Source organism: Rhodopseudomonas sp. NSM (genome assembly GCF_052445935.1).
Taxonomy (GTDB): domain Bacteria; phylum Pseudomonadota; class Alphaproteobacteria; order Rhizobiales; family Xanthobacteraceae; genus Rhodopseudomonas.
Window position 1 is genome coordinate 492,924 of the sequence record NZ_JBQTCH010000002.1, and the last position, 17,164, is coordinate 510,087.

18 protein-coding genes and 1 tRNA gene are annotated in these 17,164 nt (G+C 67.2%); 8 read left to right on the forward strand and 11 right to left on the reverse strand.

Annotated features, from left to right (window positions below; genetic code table 11):
- Positions 1-26: 26 nt before the first annotated feature.
- Both ACTZWT_RS06600 and mgtE read right to left on the reverse strand, forming a co-directional pair.
- Positions 27-845, reverse strand: a complete 819-nt coding sequence (locus ACTZWT_RS06600) for an aldo/keto reductase (protein ID WP_444768888.1) — start codon at positions 843-845, stop codon at positions 27-29.
- A 45-nt stretch (positions 846-890) separates the two neighbouring features.
- Positions 891-2,312, reverse strand: coding sequence for a magnesium transporter (gene mgtE / locus ACTZWT_RS06605; protein ID WP_444768889.1), 1,422 nt, complete (start codon positions 2,310-2,312; stop codon positions 891-893).
- A gap of 161 nt (positions 2,313-2,473) precedes the next feature.
- Between mgtE and ACTZWT_RS06610 the strand changes: the two genes are divergently transcribed.
- Together ACTZWT_RS06610 and ACTZWT_RS06615 are read left to right on the forward strand one after the other, a co-directional pair.
- Complete coding sequence (locus tag ACTZWT_RS06610; protein WP_444768890.1) at positions 2,474-3,271, forward strand: polysaccharide deacetylase family protein; 798 nt, start codon at positions 2,474-2,476, stop codon at positions 3,269-3,271.
- A 118-nt stretch (positions 3,272-3,389) separates the two neighbouring features.
- Positions 3,390-4,703, forward strand: coding sequence for a polysaccharide deacetylase family protein (locus tag ACTZWT_RS06615; protein ID WP_444768891.1), 1,314 nt, complete (start codon positions 3,390-3,392; stop codon positions 4,701-4,703).
- A gap of 40 nt (positions 4,704-4,743) precedes the next feature.
- Here ACTZWT_RS06615 and ACTZWT_RS06620 read toward each other — a convergent pair whose 3' ends face one another.
- Together ACTZWT_RS06620 and ACTZWT_RS06625 are read right to left on the reverse strand one after the other, a co-directional pair.
- Positions 4,744-5,235 (reverse strand): cytochrome b, encoded by a 492-nt coding sequence (locus tag ACTZWT_RS06620; protein WP_444768892.1) that lies wholly within the window; start codon positions 5,233-5,235, stop codon positions 4,744-4,746.
- A gap of 65 nt (positions 5,236-5,300) precedes the next feature.
- Entirely contained in the window at positions 5,301-5,810 is a 510-nt protein-coding gene (locus tag ACTZWT_RS06625; RefSeq protein WP_444768893.1) for an EF-hand domain-containing protein, read from the reverse strand.
- Between the two features lie 171 nt (positions 5,811-5,981).
- Here ACTZWT_RS06625 and ACTZWT_RS06630 point away from each other — a divergent pair, with 171 nt between their 5' ends.
- Both ACTZWT_RS06630 and ACTZWT_RS06635 read left to right on the forward strand, forming a co-directional pair.
- Entirely contained in the window at positions 5,982-6,719 is a 738-nt protein-coding gene (locus ACTZWT_RS06630; RefSeq protein WP_444768894.1) for a response regulator, read from the forward strand.
- Positions 6,716-8,086: an ATP-binding protein gene (locus tag ACTZWT_RS06635; RefSeq protein WP_444768895.1), complete on the forward strand. Its 1,371-nt coding sequence runs from the start codon at positions 6,716-6,718 to the stop codon at positions 8,084-8,086. Before ACTZWT_RS06630 ends, ACTZWT_RS06635 begins: the two co-directional genes overlap by 4 nt.
- A gap of 134 nt (positions 8,087-8,220) precedes the next feature.
- Here ACTZWT_RS06635 and ACTZWT_RS06640 read toward each other — a convergent pair.
- Positions 8,221-8,305 (reverse strand) — tRNA-Leu (locus tag ACTZWT_RS06640).
- 78 nt (positions 8,306-8,383) lie between these two features.
- Positions 8,384-8,626, reverse strand: coding sequence for a FliM/FliN family flagellar motor switch protein (locus ACTZWT_RS06645; RefSeq protein WP_011441262.1), 243 nt, complete (start codon positions 8,624-8,626; stop codon positions 8,384-8,386).
- Positions 8,627-8,689: 63 nt separating this feature from the next.
- Here ACTZWT_RS06645 and lipB point away from each other — a divergent pair, with 63 nt between their 5' ends.
- Both lipB and ACTZWT_RS06655 read left to right on the forward strand, forming a co-directional pair.
- The gene (lipB, locus tag ACTZWT_RS06650) at positions 8,690-9,457 is read left to right on the forward strand and encodes a lipoyl(octanoyl) transferase LipB (protein ID WP_444768896.1); all 768 of its coding nucleotides are present in this window, start codon (positions 8,690-8,692) and stop codon (positions 9,455-9,457) included.
- Complete coding sequence (locus ACTZWT_RS06655; protein WP_444768897.1) at positions 9,454-9,777, forward strand: YnfA family protein; 324 nt, start codon at positions 9,454-9,456, stop codon at positions 9,775-9,777. The genes lipB and ACTZWT_RS06655 overlap by 4 nt, the downstream gene beginning before the upstream one ends.
- Positions 9,778-9,809: 32 nt before the next feature.
- Here the strand turns inward: ACTZWT_RS06655 and ACTZWT_RS06660 are convergent, their stop codons facing one another.
- The 5 genes from ACTZWT_RS06660 to ACTZWT_RS06680 form a co-directional block, all read right to left on the reverse strand.
- Positions 9,810-10,109, reverse strand: coding sequence for an acylphosphatase (locus ACTZWT_RS06660; protein WP_444768898.1), 300 nt, complete (start codon positions 10,107-10,109; stop codon positions 9,810-9,812).
- Positions 10,106-10,975 carry an isocitrate lyase/PEP mutase family protein gene (locus ACTZWT_RS06665; RefSeq protein WP_444768899.1) on the reverse strand — a complete coding sequence of 290 codons (870 nt, stop codon included), beginning with the start codon at positions 10,973-10,975 and terminating at the stop codon, positions 10,106-10,108. Before ACTZWT_RS06665 ends, ACTZWT_RS06660 begins: the two co-directional genes overlap by 4 nt.
- A gap of 4 nt (positions 10,976-10,979) precedes the next feature.
- A complete protein-coding gene (locus ACTZWT_RS06670) occupies positions 10,980-12,995 on the reverse strand; it encodes an acetyl-CoA carboxylase biotin carboxylase subunit (protein WP_444768900.1) in 2,016 nt (671 codons plus the stop codon).
- 387 nt (positions 12,996-13,382) lie between these two features.
- On the reverse strand, positions 13,383-13,958 hold the full coding sequence (locus tag ACTZWT_RS06675) for a hypothetical protein (protein WP_444769221.1): 576 nt from the start codon (positions 13,956-13,958) through the stop codon (positions 13,383-13,385).
- A gap of 323 nt (positions 13,959-14,281) precedes the next feature.
- Complete coding sequence (locus ACTZWT_RS06680; protein WP_444768901.1) at positions 14,282-14,680, reverse strand: DUF2177 family protein; 399 nt, start codon at positions 14,678-14,680, stop codon at positions 14,282-14,284.
- Positions 14,681-14,791: 111 nt separating this feature from the next.
- On the opposite strand from ACTZWT_RS06680, the gene ACTZWT_RS06685 reads away from it, so the two are divergent.
- Together ACTZWT_RS06685 and ACTZWT_RS06690 are read left to right on the forward strand one after the other, a co-directional pair.
- Entirely contained in the window at positions 14,792-16,255 is a 1,464-nt protein-coding gene (locus tag ACTZWT_RS06685; RefSeq protein WP_444769222.1) for a cryptochrome/photolyase family protein, read from the forward strand.
- A gap of 90 nt (positions 16,256-16,345) precedes the next feature.
- On the forward strand, positions 16,346-16,705 hold the full coding sequence (locus ACTZWT_RS06690; RefSeq protein WP_444768902.1) for a hypothetical protein: 360 nt from the start codon (positions 16,346-16,348) through the stop codon (positions 16,703-16,705).
- The last annotated feature ends 459 nt before the right edge of the window (positions 16,706-17,164 follow it).

Below are 17,164 nucleotides of genomic sequence, written 5' to 3' on the forward strand. Positions count from 1 at the left end.
CTCGGGTCAATCGGCCGCGATGTCGCTCAATCCCACTCCGGTTCGGTCGCCGTGTGAATCAGCCGCCCCCCTGGGCTACCCAGCGCGAAAATCTCGCGCATCTCGTCTTCGCTGAGCACGAAGTCGAACACGTCGATGTTCTGCGAGAGACGCTCGACCCGCGACGTGCGCGGGATTGCCGGGACTTTCTGCTGCACCAGCCAGCGCAGGCAAACCTGCGCGGCGGATTTGCCGTGCGCAGCACCGATCCGGCTCAGTACCTCGCTCTGCTGCGCATTGCCCCTCGCGATCGGGCTGTAGGCGACCATCGCGATGCCGTGCGCGGCGCAGGCTGCAAGCACGTTCGACTGGCCGAGAAACGGATGATACTCGACCTGATTGCACACCAGCGGCGCCGGGCAGGCCGCGACCGCCTGCTTCAGCAGCGCAACGGTGAAGTTCGACACCCCGATGTGCCGCGCCATGCCGAGTTCCCTGGCGTGCGCCAGTGCGCCGAGCGTCTCCTGCAGCGGCACCTGTGCATTCGGCCAGTGCAGCATCAGCAGATCGACCTCCGACAGCCGCAGCTTGAACAGACTCTCCTTGGTCGAGCGGATCAGGTCGTTGGGCGCGAAATGCGTGGTCCAGACCTTGGTCGCGATGAACATCTCGCTGCGCCGGACGTGCGAGCTGCGGATGCCCTCGCCGACGTCGCGTTCATTGTTGTAGATCTGAGCGGTGTCGACGTGGCGATAGCCGAGCCGCAGCGCCTGTTCGACGATACGGGCGCAGGCGTGGCCGCTCAGCTCCCAGGTGCCGAGTCCGATCGCGGGGATTGTTGCGCCGTGCGCGTCGACGACTTCCATCGGAAGATGGTCCGCCAGCGATGTTAACAGCCTATGAAGGCGCAGTTACTTCAGCCCGAACCACAGCGTGGCGATGCCGAGGAAGGCGAAGAAGCCGACCACGTCGGTCACCGTGGTGACGAACGTTCCGGACGCCACCGCGGGATCGGCCCGGACCCGGTCGAGCGCGATCGGGATCAGGATGCCGCCGAGGGCGCCGGCGACCAGATTGGTGATCATCGCCAGACCGATGACCACGCCGAGGCCGGGGACCCGGAACCAGGCATAGGCGGCGACGCCGGTGATGATCGCGAAGCCGATGCCGTTGACCAGGCCGACCAGCAATTCGCGCCTCACCACGCGATAGGCATTGCTGGAGCCGAGTTCGCGGGTCGCCAGCGCCCGCACGGCCACCGTCATGGTCTGGGTCGCGGCGTTGCCGCCCTGGCTGGCGACGATCGGCGCCAGCACCGCCAGCGCGACCATCTGCTGCAACTGGTCCTCGAACATCCCCAGCACCGACGATGCCAGGAACGCGGTGGCGAGATTGACCAGAAGCCAGTTGAAGCGGCCGCGGGCGGTGGGCCAGACCCGGTCGGACAGTTCTTCGTCGCTGGTGACGCCGCCCAGCGCCTTGAGGTCTTCGTCGGCCTCTTCCTCGATGACGTCGACGACGTCGTCGATGGTGATCACGCCGACCAGCCGGTTGTCGGGGTCGACCACCGGCGCCGCGACCAGATTGTATTTGCCGAACAGCCGCGCCACCTCTTCCTGGTCGTCGAGCACCGAGACCTTGCGGCGGTCCTCGTCGATCAGATCGGCCAGCGGAATGTTACGATGCGACCGCAGCAGCGCGTCGAGTGCGATCGCGCCCTGCCAGCGGTTGATCCCGTCGACGACGTAGATCTCGTAGAACCGGTCCGGCAGATCCGGCGTCTCGCGCATGAAGTCGATCGCCTCCCCGACATTCCAGTCGCGCGGCACCACGATGAACTCGGTCTGCATCCGCCGGCCGGCGGAGTTTTTCGGATAGTCGAGGCTGCGCTCCAGCGCGTCGCGCTCGGATTGCGGCAGCTTCCCGAGGATTTCGTCCTGCTCGTCCTCGTCGAGCACCCGCAGCAGTTCGACCGCATCGTCGGAATCCAGCTCGCGGACACCTTCGGCGACGGCAGCGGGCTCGAGTTCCTCGAGGATCTCCTCACGGACGGTCTCGTCGACCTCGTTCAGGGCCGAGAAGTGGAAATCGGTGCCGGTGAGTTCCACGAGCCGGACGCGCTCGTCGGAATCCAGCGCCTCGATCAGGTCGCCGACATCCGCCTCGTGCAGATCGGAGACGATTTCGCGCAGAAACGGCGCGTTTTCCTGTTCGATCGCGCGGGAGATCGCGGCGACGAAGTCGGCCCTGATTTCGCCGTCCTCGTCGCGCATCGAAAGCTGATCGGGCCCGGACTGGTCGGCTCGCACGACCGCATCGAGTTCGTCGGCCATGGCGCACCCCGCGGGTTTTATCGGTTGCAGATTTCGTGCGCCGTCGGGCAAGATGCGCTGTCGATCGGCGGATCGAATGACTTTGGCAATACTCAATCGGTGATGCACGGCGCAATGAATTTCGTGACATCCGCGATCAATCATCAGCCGGAAGGGGTGTCATGAACGCATCGACAGCGGTGGCCGCGATCGTGGCTCTCGGCGTTCTCGGCTCCGCCGCGCAGGCCGCCGATTGTGCCCGCCCCGGCGCGCTCGGCACCGCGCGCACCATGGTGGTCGACGCGGCGAAGTACCCGCGCATCGGGACGAAGAGCTTTCCGCAGACGCTGCCATTGGACGACCACGAGGTCGTGCTGACATTCGATGATGGCCCCGCTGCGACGACACCGAAGGTGCTGAAGGCGCTCGCCGACGAATGCGTCAAGGCGACGTTCTTTCTGGTCGGCAAGCCGGCCGCCGAGACGCCCGGCCTGGTGAGGCGGATCGCGATCGAGGGCCACACCGTTGCGCATCACACCTGGACGCACAAACATCTGTCGAGTCTCGGCTATGCCGACGCGCTGGCGGAAATCGATCGCGGCATCGCCGCCGACGAGGCGATCCTCCGCCGCAACGGCATCGCCGTGTCGCCGACGAAGTTCTTCCGGTTTCCGTTTTTCGAATCGACGCCCGCGCTGCTCGACAATCTGCAGTCGCGCGGCATCGTCGTGTGGGGCGCCGATCTCTGGGCCAGCGACTGGAACGTCATGACGCCGGAGGCCCAGCTCAAACTTATCACCGATCGGCTCAAGGCCGCCGGCAAGGGCATCATCCTGTTTCACGACCCCCGCTCGCAAACCGCTGAAATGATACCGGCTTTCCTGCGCTGGCTGCGCGAAAATCATTATCGCGTCGTGCACGCCGTGCCGCCGCCGGACGAGCAGCCGGCTGTCGCCGCCGGGTCTCATGCGACGCGCTGACCGGCACACTGGCGCCGGCCGGGAAACCGTGATCAATGCCACAGTTAAGCTGCTGTTCAGGCCGCTATCCTATGTTCCAAGACGACTGATTTGACGGCCCGGGGTGCGTGGTCACGTAATGGCAAGTGAACTGTTTCGACGACGGGCGCGGACCCGGTCCCTGCTCGGCATCGCCTGCGTGACCGCAGCGCTCGCCCTTCCCGCAGCCGCCATGGCCGCGGACTGCCCCGGAAATCCCGGCGCGCTCGGCACCTCCCGCACCCTGGTCGTCGATCCGCGCGAACATCCGCGGATCGGCACGATGCAATATGCCGAGACGCTGCCGCTGCAGGACCGTGAGGTGGTGCTGACCTTCGACGACGGTCCGCTGCCGCGCTACAGCAACGCGGTGCTGGATATCCTGGCCAAGGAGTGCGTCAAGGCGACGTTCTTCGTGGTCGGGCGAATGGCGAAGGCCTATCCGGAAGGCGTGCGCAGGATGCGCGACGGCGGCCACACCATCGGCACCCACAGCCAGAACCATCCGCTGAGCTTCAACCGGATGACGGCCGAACAGGCCAAGCAGGAAGTCGACGAGGGCATCGATGCGGTCGCGGCCGCGCTCGGCAGCCGCGCCGCGATCGCGCCGTTCTTTCGTATCCCCGGCCTGCTGCGCGCCGAGGCGGTGGAAGGCTATCTGGGCTCGCAGGGCATCCAGACCTGGAGCGCCGATTTCCCCGCGGACGACTGGCGGCACATTTCGCCGGAAGCCGTCTACAGCCTGGCGATGAGCCGGCTGCAGGCCAAGGGCCGCGGCGTGCTGCTGCTGCACGACATCCAGCCGCGCACGGTGGCGGCGCTGCCGCAGATCCTGCACGAGCTGAAGGCCCGCGGCTTCCGCATCGTTCACGTCGTGCCGGCAGCGCCGGACCGCCCGAAGACGCCGACCCTGCCGTCGCAATGGCGGCTGCACCCGGTCACCGAGCATGTCGCGATCTCGCATTGGCCGAAGGTGCCGAGCTTCAGCTTTGCCAGCGCCGCGATGCTGCCGGGGCCATCGATCGCCGATCTCGGCCTCGACATCGGCCGCGTGACGGAGCCGTTCGACGGCCTCCGGCATCTGGCGCGCGGCCAGGTGCCGCTGCCGAAGCCGGCGCCCTGGCCGCGACAGAGGCCGGCTGCGAGCTTTGCCAATTCGATCGCCTTCCCGATTCCCGCGGAAGCGCTGTTCAGTATCCCCGAGAAGAGCCAGCCGGCAATTCGCGCGATGGTCCGCATCCCGGCGCACCGCGCGTCGCGTGACGCCGCTCCGCAGACAGCGCAGTCGGAGCTGCGCTCGACCGAGATCGGCGCCGCCGCCCGACCGATCTCCGGAAGCGCCGCGATCGCCCCCGCTGCCCTGCAGCGCGGCCCGATCAAAGTCACCGCCCGGCCGCGGCCGCTGAACCACTGACGGGCGATCGACGCGATCCCGGGTGATCGCGTGCGATCGCTCAGGCTTGCGGCCGGACCATCCGCCGCATCACGTCGGTCTTCAGAACGACGTGATGGAGCAGTGCGGCGAGCACATGCAGCGCGATCAGCCCGAGCAGAACCAACTTGAGCAGATTGTGCAGTTGCGCCGCGGGCGCTACGTCGCCGAACCAGGCGATGACGCCGCTGACCGACATTGCTGCGAGCACCACGTAGAAGCTGGCGTGCGAGAATTGGGCGATCGTGCGCATCGGAGCCGGCTCGTCTTCCGGCGGGGACGGCGTTCCGAGCTTGGCACGCAGCACCAGACGCCAGCCGATCAGCAGCAGAATGAGCATCCCCACGACGATATGCGCCAGGATGCGCGGGTCGAACGCGAACGGCAGTTCCTGCTGCCACGCCATCCAGGCGTTGGCGATGGAATCCTTGAAGATGTACTGCGCGGCGACCAGCGCCACCACGACCCAGTGCAGCGCGATCTGCACGCGCGAATAGCCTATGGGAGAGATCATCGACGTGTCCTCGCGATGTTGGGATCGAACGACGGCGCCTTGTCCGGGCGCCGTCGCAGTCTCGATCACGGCTTCTGCGGCGCCGCGTCCGGCTTCGACGCGCCGTAGCGCCAGGCGTGCATCCGCGCCATCATCTGCGCCGGGGCGTTGATCTCGACGACGCTGACCTGGCCGTCATTGTCGGCATCGAGCATCGCGAACGGGCGCTCGGCGAAGCCGCGGGACATCTCGGCGACCATGTCGCCGAATTCCTTCTTGGACAGCGTGCCGTTGCCGTCGGCATCGTGCTTCTTCAGCAGCGCCGCGGTGCCGGCCTTGGCTTCTTCAGGCGAGACGACGCCGTCGCCATCGGCGTCGAGGGTCTTGATCAGCGGGTTGTTGGCGAAGCCGCCGCGACCGCCCCAGCCGCCTTGCGCGAAGTGCATCATGCCCGGCCCCCAATTGCCCATCGGTCCAAAGCCGTGCGGTCCGCAATTGCCGAACGGTCCGCCGCCGGCGATCGCCGGGATCGCCACGGCGCCGATGGCCACCACGGCTGCGACGGCGCCGAGCGCCAGGATTGTGCTGCGTTTCATGTCGTGATCTCCTCTTGCTCCAGAATGGATGCAGCGAAGATCGGCCCGTCCTGTCGCAGCAGCTTGTCGGCCAGGCGGGGATTTGTATCGGTCTGTCGCAACACGCCGGCCTGCGATCATTTGCGACAGAAGTCTTTTCCGGCGCGGGGCAAGTCGGGCTAGATCAACAACATGGCCGATCAACCGCAGTTGCCGCACATCCTGGTCGTCGACGATCACCGCGAAATCCGCGACGCGGTGACGAAATACCTTGAGCGCAACGGCATGCGCGCCAGCGCCGCGAGCAACGCGATCGAGATGGACACCCAGCTCAAGGCCGGCCGATTCGACCTGATCATCCTCGACGTGATGATGCCCGGCGAGGATGGGCTGTCGGCGGCGCGGCGGCTCAGTGCCGGCGGCGGGCCGCCGGTGCTGATGCTGAGCGCGCTGTCCGAGGAGACCGATCGGGTGGTCGGGCTGGAGATCGGCGCCGATGATTATCTCGCCAAGCCGTTCAGCCCGCGCGAACTGCTGGCACGGATCAAGGCGATCCTGCGCCGCAGCGAACGGCGCGAGCCGCTCGCCGGCGGGCTCGGCGGCCGCAAGCTCGGCTTCGCCGGGTGGATGCTCGATACCGATACCCGCGACCTCGTCCGCGACGCCGAAGGCGCAGAGAAAATCGCGCTGACGACAGCCGAGTTCAAGCTGCTGGTGGCGTTCCTGGAACGGCCGCGATTCGTGCTGACGCGCGAGCAATTGCTCGACATCACCAGCGGCCGCAGCGCCGACGTGTTCGACCGCACCATCGACAACCAGGTGAGCCGGCTGCGCCGCAAGATCGAGGACGACCCGGCGCATCCGAAGATCATCACCACGGTCCGTTCCGGCGGCTACAGCCTCGCCGCCGACGTCCGGGACCTGTCATGAGCCGCCGCAGGCCGCGCAGCCTCCTCACCCAGGTGGCGCTGCTCAGCTTCGTGGCGCTGCTGGTGGCGCAATTCGTCAGCTTCTGGCTGTTCACGGCCGACCGCGCCAAGCGGATTCGGGTCGCGCAGCGCATCGAGGTGGTCGAACGCGTCGCCGCCGTCGCCGCATTGCTGGACAAGGCCCCGGTGACCGCGCGCGACGATCTGCTCGAAGCCGCCAGTTCACGCTCGACCCGGTTCGACATTGCCGCGGCGACGATCGTCGATCATCCCGTCGACCTGCTCGGGGCCGATTGCGGGCAGCACCATTGCGACGAACTCGACTTGCCGGCGGGATTGCGCATGCAGGAGGAATACATCTCGCGGCGCGATGGCGGCCGGTTCAGCGAGCCTTCACACCGCTTTCGCGACCGGATCATGAAGTCCGGCCTGGCGCCTGTGGCGTTCAAGCTGTCGCTGCCGCTGCGCGACGCGCAGTGGCTCAACGTCACCTCGCGCTTCGACCGGCCGGCCATTCAATTGCCCCCACAGGTGCTGGGCACCACGCTGGTCTCGCTGGCCTTGGTGCTGGCGGCGCTGTGGTTCGCGCTACGGCGCGTCACCCGGCCACTCGATCAGCTCGCCTCGGCCGCCGACGGCTTCGGCCTCGACGCCCCGCCTCCCCGGATGCCGACCGGCGGACCGCGCGAAGTCCGTGCGTTGTCGGACGCGCTGGCGCGGATGCATGAGCGGCTGTCGCGGATGCTGGGAGAGCGAACCCGGATGCTGGCGGCGCTCGGCCACGATCTGCGCTCGCCGATCACCGCGCTGCGCGTCCGCGCCGAGATGGTGGACGACGCCGAAAACAAGGAAAGGATGATCGCGACGCTGGACGAGATGCAGCAGATGGTGGAAGCGACGCTGGCCTTCGCCCGCGGCGTCTCCACCGACCAGCCGAGCGAACCGGTCGACCTCGCCGCGCTGGTATCGGAGCTGGCCGCCGAGCTCAGCGCGATCGGCCCCCCGATCCGGATCACGTCGGCGACGCCGGTCGTGCTGCCGCTACGGCGCGTGCCGCTGCGCCGCGCGCTGCGCAACATTCTGGAAAACGCCCAGCGCTATGGCGGCGGCGGCGAGGTCCGGATCGAGCACGACGGCACCGAAGTCAGAATGGTGATCGAGGATCGTGGTCCCGGGATTCCGGACAGCGAGCTTGCGCGGGTGTTCGAACCGTTCGTCAGGCTTGAGACCTCCCGCTCGCGGGACACCGGCGGCAGCGGCCTTGGATTGCCGATCGCGCGCGCCATCCTGCAGGCGAACGGCGCCAGCATCACCTTGTCCAACCGACCCGAAGGCGGTCTGCGCGGGACGGTGACCTTCGCGCGATAGGTCGGCGTCCTCTCAGCGTCGATGGATGTGGTGCGTGACAGGCGCCGGCTGCGTTGCTTTCCCCGCGGGTTTGCGGGACGCTGCACGAGAATGCTTGAAGAAACGTCCTAATTTCAATCAATTAGGCATTGGCCTGGTGCGCTCGGAGGGACTCGAACCCCCACGATTTTACTCACTGCCACCTCAAGGCAGCGCGTCTACCAATTCCGCCACGAGCGCTTGGGATCGGTTCAGGCTGGGCGCCCGACCGGATCGACGGCGCCCATTTAACAAATCAATGAAGGGGGTACAAGGCCGTCATCGTCGATCCGGTGATCGCGTCAACATCTGTTTGACCTCGACCGCGATGCGATTGCGATCGACCAGCACCACGCCGCTGGCCACCGGCATGTTATTGGCGAGGATCTTGACCTCGTCGGCCTCGGTGGCGTCCAGTTCGATGATGGCGCCGCGGGACAGCCGCAGCACCTGATGAATGGGCATCGAGGTGGTGCCGAGCACCACCATGAGATCGACCGAAACGTTATCGAGTGTTGGCACTGGGACCCGGACCGGCAGACTGTGAATGAAAGTGTGCGAACTTGACCACGTTATGGTTATCCAATGATTAACGCGCCGCCTTCAGCCCGCCAGACGCTCGATATCGCCGGTTTCCGACCCATTGCCCACGCCCAGCCGGTCGAATGGCTGATCTCGGAGCAGCCGGTGCCCTATCCCGACGCGGTCGCGGCGATGGAATCGCGCGCCGCAGCGATCGCGGCCGGCGACGCCGCCGAACTGGTCTGGCTGCTGGAACATCCGCCGCTCTACACCTCCGGCACCAGTGGCCAGGCAGCCGACCTGCTCGATCCGCGCTTCCCGCTGCACACCACCGGGCGCGGCGGACAGCTCACCTATCACGGCCCCGGCCAGCGGGTCGCCTATGTGATGCTCGATCTCAAGCGCCGCCGTCCCGACGTTCGCGCCTATGTGGCCGCGCTCGAGCAGTGGATCATCGCCACGCTCGACGCGTTCAATGTCCGGGGCGAGCGACGCGAGGACCGCGTCGGCGTCTGGGTCGCGCGGCCCGACAAGGGGCCGGGCTACGAGGACAAGATCGCCGCGATCGGCGTCCGGCTGAAGCGCTGGGTGTCGCTGCACGGCATCGCCATCAACGTCGAGCCCGATCTGAGCCACTTCACCGCGATCGTGCCCTGCGGCATCAGCGATCCGCGCTATGGCGTCACCAGCCTGGTCGACCTCGGCCTGCCGGTGACGATGACGGACGCCGACATCGCGCTGCGCGCGGCCTTCACCGGCATCTTCGGCCAGACCATCGATGCGCAGCGCGCCGAACCGGCGAAGAATGCAGGCGAGAGATCGCCGGCATGAACACCGTGATCGTCTATGTCGGCGCGGCGGTCGCCGAGATTGCCGGCTGCTTCGCGTTCTGGGGCTGGCTGCGGCTCGGCAAGCCGGTGTGGTGGCTGGTGCCCGGGCTGCTCTCGCTCGCGCTGTTCGCCTATCTGCTGACGCTGGTCGAGAGCGCAGCCGCAGGCCGTGCCTATGCGGCCTATGGCGGGATCTACATCGTCGCCTCGCTGGCCTGGCTGTGGAGCGTCGAGCATGTGCGCCCCGATCGCTGGGACGTCACCGGCGCCTGCGTCTGTCTCGCCGGCGCGGCGATCATCCTGTGGGGCCCGCGCGGCTAGCGCATGACGCGGCGCGGCAGCGCGTCGTCCCGTCACACCGTCGGCAGGATCGAGAACCGTTCGCCGGGATGCCGCTGATCGAGCGCGTCCGATCCCGCATCTTCCGCGAACACCGCATCGACCCGCGCGGCGGACGGGCCGTGGTGACAGGCGGCGATCACCTCGGTCACGGTCGCGCTCACCCCGGAGAGCAAGGCCTCGACGCTGCCGTCGCGCCGGTTGCGGACCCAGCCTTCGAGGCCCTGCGCCTGCGCCGTCGTCGCCACCCAGGCGCGATAGCCGACGCCCTGCACCCGGCCGCGAACAATCACCTGCCGGATCGCCCGGCTCATTCGCGTGCGAGCCCGAGAAACCGCGCGCCGCGCTCCTCGACCAGCGACGCGCGGGTGACGCGGTCGATCAGGTCGGCCGTCGCCAGACCTGTCAGTTGCTTCGGCGCGGCGCCATCGCGGATCGCCGACAGCGTCTTAAAAACGGCCTCGGTCGCAGCGGCGATCGGCGCGTGGCCCTGCACCGCGATCCGCACCCGCTGATCGGCGAGGTACTCCCAATCGGCCAGTTCCGCAGGCGGACTGCCGAGCACGATCGGCAGCGTCGTCGCGGCGCTGATCGCCGCCAACTGGTCGCGCGTCTTCACCCCGGTGAAGAACAGCGCGTCGACGCCGGCCGCCTCGTAGGCCACCGCGCGTTCGATCGCATCGTCGAGCGAACTGATCGATGCCGCGCCGGTGCGGCCGATGATCACCAGCGACGGATCGAGCCGGGCGTCGAGCGCGGCGCTGATCTTGCCGAGCCCTTCCTCGCGCGAGATCAGTTGCGGCGCGGCCTCGCCATAGGCCTGCGGCAGCAGCGTGTCCTCGATGGTGAGGCCGGCACAGCCTGCGGCTTCCAGCTCCTGCACGGTGCGGCGGACGTTGAGCGCGTTGCCGTAGCCGTGGTCGGCGTCGACCAGCACCGGCAATGCCGCCGCGCGCGCCATCCGCCGCATCTGCTCGGCGAGTTCGGTCAGCGTGATCAGCGCGCTATCGGGATCGCCGAGGATCGCCAGCGACGCCACCGAGCCGCCGAACATCCCGAGCGGGAACCGAAGATCGTCGGCGATCCGGATCGAGATCGCGTCGTAAACCGACGCCGGGCGCACGCAGGCAGACCCTTGAAGGATCGCCCGCAACGCGCCGCGGCGGTCGCGCCAGGCCATGGCCTTACGCGAATTCGAGGATCAGCGCGTCCACCGCCAGCGTGGCGCCGGGCGCGGCGTGGATCTTCTTCACCGTGCCGTCGCGCTCGGCGCGCAGCACGTTCTGCATCTTCATCGCCTCGACCACCGCCAGCGTCTCGCCGGCCTTGACCTCCTGGCCCTCGGTCACCGCGATCGAGACCACCAGGCCCGGCATCGGGCACAGCACCTTCTTGCCGGTATCGGCCTTGTTGCCTTCCAGCATCCAGCGCGCCGACGACGCCTCGCGCTCGGTGAAGACGTTGACCGCGACTTCGTAGCCGTGATGCGCGAGCCGGACGCCGTTCGGGATCGACCGGACCTGCACCGCGACCGGGCGGCCGTTGATGGTGCCCTGCCAGACCGGGTCGCCGGGAATCCACGACGACAGCAATTGATGCGGCTGTCCCAGCGATCCGTCGGCCTCGACGAAGCGCACCACGAAGCCCTCGCCCTCGCGGATCACGTCGAGCTGGATCTCGGTGCGCTCGAGCCAGACGCAGCGGCGACGTTCGCGGATCACCGCGCGGCCGATCATCTGGCCGGAGATCTTGCGCCTGCGCTCGCCGATCACGCGGTCGATCGCGGCGCCCACCGCTGCAATGCGGCGGGCGACGTCGCCCTCCGGCAGCCGCGCGGCGAAGCCCTGCGGGAATTCCTCGGCAATGAAGCCGGTCGAGAGATTACCCTCGCGCCAGCGCGGATGCGTCATCAGCGCCGACAGGAACGGGATGTTGTGGCGGATGCCGTCGACGTAGAACGCATCCAGCGCGTGCGCCTGCGCCTCGATCGCCGCCGCGCGCGACGGCGCATGCGTCACCAGCTTGGCGATCATCGGATCGTAGAAGATCGAGATCTCGCCGCCTTCCTGAACGCCGGTGTCGTTGCGCACGGTGATGCCGTCGGCCGAGCTCTCGGACGGCGGGCGATACTTCACCAGCCGGCCGATCGACGGCAGGAAGCTGCGGAACGGATCTTCCGCATAGACGCGGCTCTCCACCGCCCAGCCCTTCAGCTTGACGTCCTTCTGTGCCAGCGCCAGCTTCTCGCCGGCCGCGACGCGGATCATCTGCTCGACCAGGTCGATGCCGGTGACCATCTCGGTGACCGGATGTTCGACCTGCAGGCGGGTGTTCATTTCGAGGAAGTAGAAGCTCTTGTCCTGTCCCGCGACGAACTCCACGGTGCCGGCGGAATCGTACTGTACCGCCTTCGCCAGTGCGACCGCCTGCTCGCCCATCTTGCGGCGGGTCGCCTCGTCGAGCAGCGGGCTCGGCGCTTCCTCGATCACCTTCTGATTGCGGCGCTGGATCGAGCATTCGCGCTCGCCGAGATAGATCACGTTGCCGTGCTTGTCGCCGAGCACCTGGATCTCGATGTGGCGCGGATCGACGATGAACTTCTCGATGAAGACGCGGTCGTCGCCGAACGAGGCCTTGGCTTCCGCCTTGGCGAGGTTGAAGCCCTCGGCGACCTCGGCGGTCGAGTGCGCGATGCGCATGCCCTTGCCGCCGCCGCCGGCCGAGGCCTTGATCATCACCGGATAGCCGATCTCGTCGGCGATCTTGACCGCGTGGGTGGCGTCCTCGATCACGCCGAGATAGCCCGGCACGGTCGAGACCTTGGCCTTGGCGGCCGCCTTCTTGGATTCGATCTTGTCGCCCATCGCGGCGATCGCGCCGGGGTTGGGACCGATGAAGACGATGCCGGCGTCAGCCAGCGCGCGCGGAAAGGACTCGCGCTCGGACAGGAAGCCGTAGCCGGGATGCACCGCCTCGGCGCCGGTCTTCCGGCACGCCTCGACGATCTTCTCGATCACCAGATAGCTCTCGGAGGCCGCGGCCGGCCCGATCAGGACGGCCTCGTCGGCCATCTCGACGTGCAGCGCGTCGCGGTCGGCCTCGGAATAGACGGCGACCGTCTCGATCCCCATCAGGCGGGCGGTCTTGATGACCCGGCAGGCGATCTCGCCGCGATTGGCGATCAGAATGCGTTTGAACATGTTCTTGTTGCTTGCGACCTTGGGGTGTTCTGCCCTCCCGGCAGGGACGGCAATCGGCGTTGCGCATGTGCTTGTAACAATTCTGTCGCCGAGGAAAACTAGTTATTGCGAAGGGGTGCCCCGCCGCCCGTCGCAGGACGCTCCGCCCCCTCCGCCGCTCAGATTTCAGGGGTCCGCCCCCCGTCTGCACCCCGCTTTAGCCCGGAACGGGTACCCTGCAACAGGCGCAGCCGTGCGTGCCGGCGCCGAAATTCCGCATCGCAGACAATGACCTCACGCAGTCGCACGAGGTTTTGGATAAAGCCAAGGCGGATGCCGGGCACACACAAAAAAGCGGCGGGAGATGATCCCGCCGCCCCGAGGCTCTCAGCCTGAGAGAAAACTGTCTTACATGCCGAGGTCGAAGACCTTCGGCAGCTGAATCAGCGGCAGGGTTGCGACGCCGATCAGGGTCGCGACCATCCGCATCAAGGTGTGATTGTTCGGGCGCGCGCTGCCGCGCATCTGACGCGAGATCCACTCCAGAACCTCGGTGTCGACGCCGACCGCCCTGGTGGGTGCCCAGGATTCAATGGCGGTATCCGGCGCCAGCGCCACGCTGCGCGCGGGCACCGGCAGCCCCGACGCTGCGGCGGCATGGTGGACGACCGCCTTGGCGAACAGGTCGTCGAAACGACCATCGTCCTTACGCTCGGCCGCGGCAGCGTTGATCTCGAACAGCGCCTCGGCCTCCGCGCGGCTGATCGGCAGGTTCTCGACCGCGGTGGCGGTGAGGATGCGGGCGCACCAGGCGGCGTCGGCGTCGTCGAGCGTCCGCGAGAAATGAACTCTGCCGCGGGTCGTCGGGCCCTCTCCGGTGATCACGCCATCGCGCACGACACCGAGCGCCAGAGCGGCGGTGTAGCGGTCCGAAATACGGGTGGGTTCGATGCCGATCTCGTCGGCCAGGGCAGCGGCAGTCATGGTTCCTTGCTCTTCATGTTGGTTGCCGACCAGCACTTCCATGCCGGCGTAAACGCTTGGTTAAGTCTTCATTCCGGCTTGCGAGGTTCCTGCATCCTCACGCGATCATCGTTAAGAGGATTCCGGTTCTGTCGCAGTGACCAGGGTCACGGACAAAGAGATCGCAGGCCGCTCCGGCGGCGTTGCGGCGCAGCAAAGGCTTTATCGAGGCAGGCCGGCACCAGATGTCGCGGCGTCGCGCAGGGTGCCTGGGCACCATAACGGCCGGCCGCGTGCGCGCGCCGCCGCAGACACGTTCCGTTCAGCTTAGCCGTCGTCGGAAATCAGCGCGGCGACAACCGGTCGGCGATCACGAGGCCGAGCGCGCCGGACAGCGCGGTGACGAAGGTCCCCCACGAGATGTCGACGGCGACCATCGGCCAGGTCCAGTGCTTCAGCACCGCCAGTGCGGTCAGTTCGAATGTCGCGTAGCAGAAGAAGCCGAACAGCGCGCCGAGCAGCAGCGCGGACCGCCAGGTGGCGGTCGCCGCGCCATTGACGAACACCATGATGCCGACGACGTAGAGCGAATAGAACAGCACTGCGGGCAGCATCCGGACCGGGCCGAGCATCTCGCCGACCTGACCGGCGAAGAAGTCCTTCGCAATGAATCCAAGAAACAGGAAATCCAGCGGGATCAGAATGATGAACGTCGCCAGGTAGAGAACGCCATACCGCTTCAAATCGACCTCCTGAAATCAGCCATCGTCCTCAATACGCTTCACTTCCTGTCCGGTTTCAAGCCTTCACCTCGCCACGGATCAAAATCCCTCCCGCCGGATTACATCTTGCTGATGGCCAAAGACACGCCCCGCCCCGTCATCGTCTGGTTTCGCGACGACCTGCGCCTGTCCGATCATCCGGCCCTGCATGAAGCAGCCGCGTCCGGCGGGCCGGTGATCTGCATCTACGTGTTCGATGAGCACAGCCCGCAGCTCCGCCCGCCGCAAGCGCGGCCGTTGGGCGGCGCCTCGCGCTGGTGGCTGGCGCAGTCGCTGCGCGCGCTTTCTGCCGAGCTCGAACAACGCGGCGCGCAACTGATCCTTCGCCGCGGCCCTGCCGCCGCGGTCGTCGGCGAACTCGCGCGACAGGTCGACGCCGGCGCAGTGCACTGGAACGAGATCGAGACCGCACCCGATCGCGCGATCGCCGACGACCTCGCCGAAGCGCTGAGCATGTCCGGGATCGATCACCACCGCCATCGCGGCGACCTGCTCGCCGCGCCGGCCGCGATCCGCGGCAAGGAAGGCCGCGGCATGCGGGTGTTCACGCCGTTCTGGCGCCGCGCCCTCAGCCTCGGCGATCCGCCGAAGCCGTTGCCGGCGCCGACGGCGCTGCGTGCTACGCCCGATCTTGCGAGCGATGATCTGGCGACGTGGCAATTGGAGCCGACGGCTCCCGACTGGGCCGGCGGCTTGCGCGAGAACTGGACGCCGGGCGAGCGGGCCGCGCAGGACGGACTGACCGCCTTCCTCGACGGCCTGCCCGGATACGCCGAGGGCCGCGACCGGCCCGATCGCTGCGCCACCTCGCGGCTGTCGCCGCATCTGCGGTTCGGCGAGATCAGTCCGCGACAGGTCTGGTACGCCGCGCGCTTTGCCGCCGCCAAGCGGCCGGCGATCGCGGCCGATGTCGACAAGTTCCTGAGCGAACTCGGCTGGCGCGAGTTCTGCCGGCATCTGCTGCACGACCATCCCGACCTCGCCGAGCGCAATCTGCAGGCGTCGTTCGACGCTTTCCCATGGACCACGAACGACGCGGCGCTGCACGCCTGGCAGCGTGGTCGCACCGGCTACCCGATCGTCGACGCCGGGATGCGCGAACTCTGGCAGTCGGGCGTGATGCATAATCGCGTCCGCATGGTGGTGGCGTCGTTCCTGGTGAAGCATCTGCTGATCGACTGGCGGCTCGGCGAGCAGTGGTTCTGGGACACGCTGGTCGACGCCGATCCCGGCAGCAATCCCGGCAACTGGCAGTGGGTTGCCGGGTCCGGCGCCGATGCCGCGCCGTATTTTCGCGTCTTCAACCCGATCCTGCAGGGAGAAAAATTCGATCCCGCGGGCGACTATGTCCGACGCTGGGTGCCGGAGATCGCCGCCCTGCCCGACAAGTTCATCCACCAGCCGTGGACCGCGACCCCGCTCGAACTCGCCGCGGCGGGCGTCACGCTCGGCGGCAATTACCCCGCGCCGATCGTGGATCACAAGGTTGGACGCGAGCGCGCGCTTGCCGCCTACGCCGAACTGCGTCAGAGTTGAACAACTTCGGTTAGCACCGCTACTAACTGACGCGAATCGGCTATCGTCGATTCCATCTGTAAACCATCTAGTGAACCCTCGGGGAATGACATGGACGACGACAAGCCGATGATCGATCAGATGACCGACGCCATCAACACCGCGGCGGACGAAGCCAAGAAGGCGGTCAAGAAGGCCCGCAAGGCCGCCACCAAGGCGGCGAAGAAGGTCGCGAAGAAGGTGACCGGCAAGAAGGCCCCTGCCAAGAAGACCAAGAAAGCCGAGAAGGCTCCTGCCAAGAAGGCCGCGAAGAAATCCGCCAAGAAGGCCGGCAAGAGCGTCGCCAAGAAGGCGAAGAAGTCCGCCAAGAAGGCGACGAAGTCGGTGAAGAAGGCCGGCAAGAAGGTCGCCAAGGCCGGCAAGAAGACCGCGAAGAAGGCCGGCAAGAAGGCCAAGAAGTCCAAGCGCTGAGCCCTTCGGCCTCGGCAAAGCGAAAGCCTCCGGATCGTCTCCGGAGGCTTTTTGCTGTGCGGGGCGTCCCACCTCCTCGATCGTCGACCGTGCGGTCATGGCGAGGAGCGCAACGGCGCCGGGTGCTCCACCTCGCATTCGTCATTCCGGGGCGCGCAGCGAAGCAGCGCGACCCCGGAATGACGAACGAGAAGGCGTGCGCGAGATCGAACGTAACCCCATCGCCGACCCCTTGACAACATTCCTATTATGATTATAGTCCGCACTGTCCTGTCCGTGAGGGGCGCTTCGCGAGGCGTCGGATAGCGGGACAGATCGACGGGCCGGGCAACCGGTCCGGAACGATGGTTCGATGAAGCCGGCGCTGTGCCGGTGGAATCGGACGGACGCGGCGTCCTGCGCGCTGTGCCTCGCAAGCACGCGTCCGGGAGGCAGAGGTCACCGTCCGCCGCTACTACG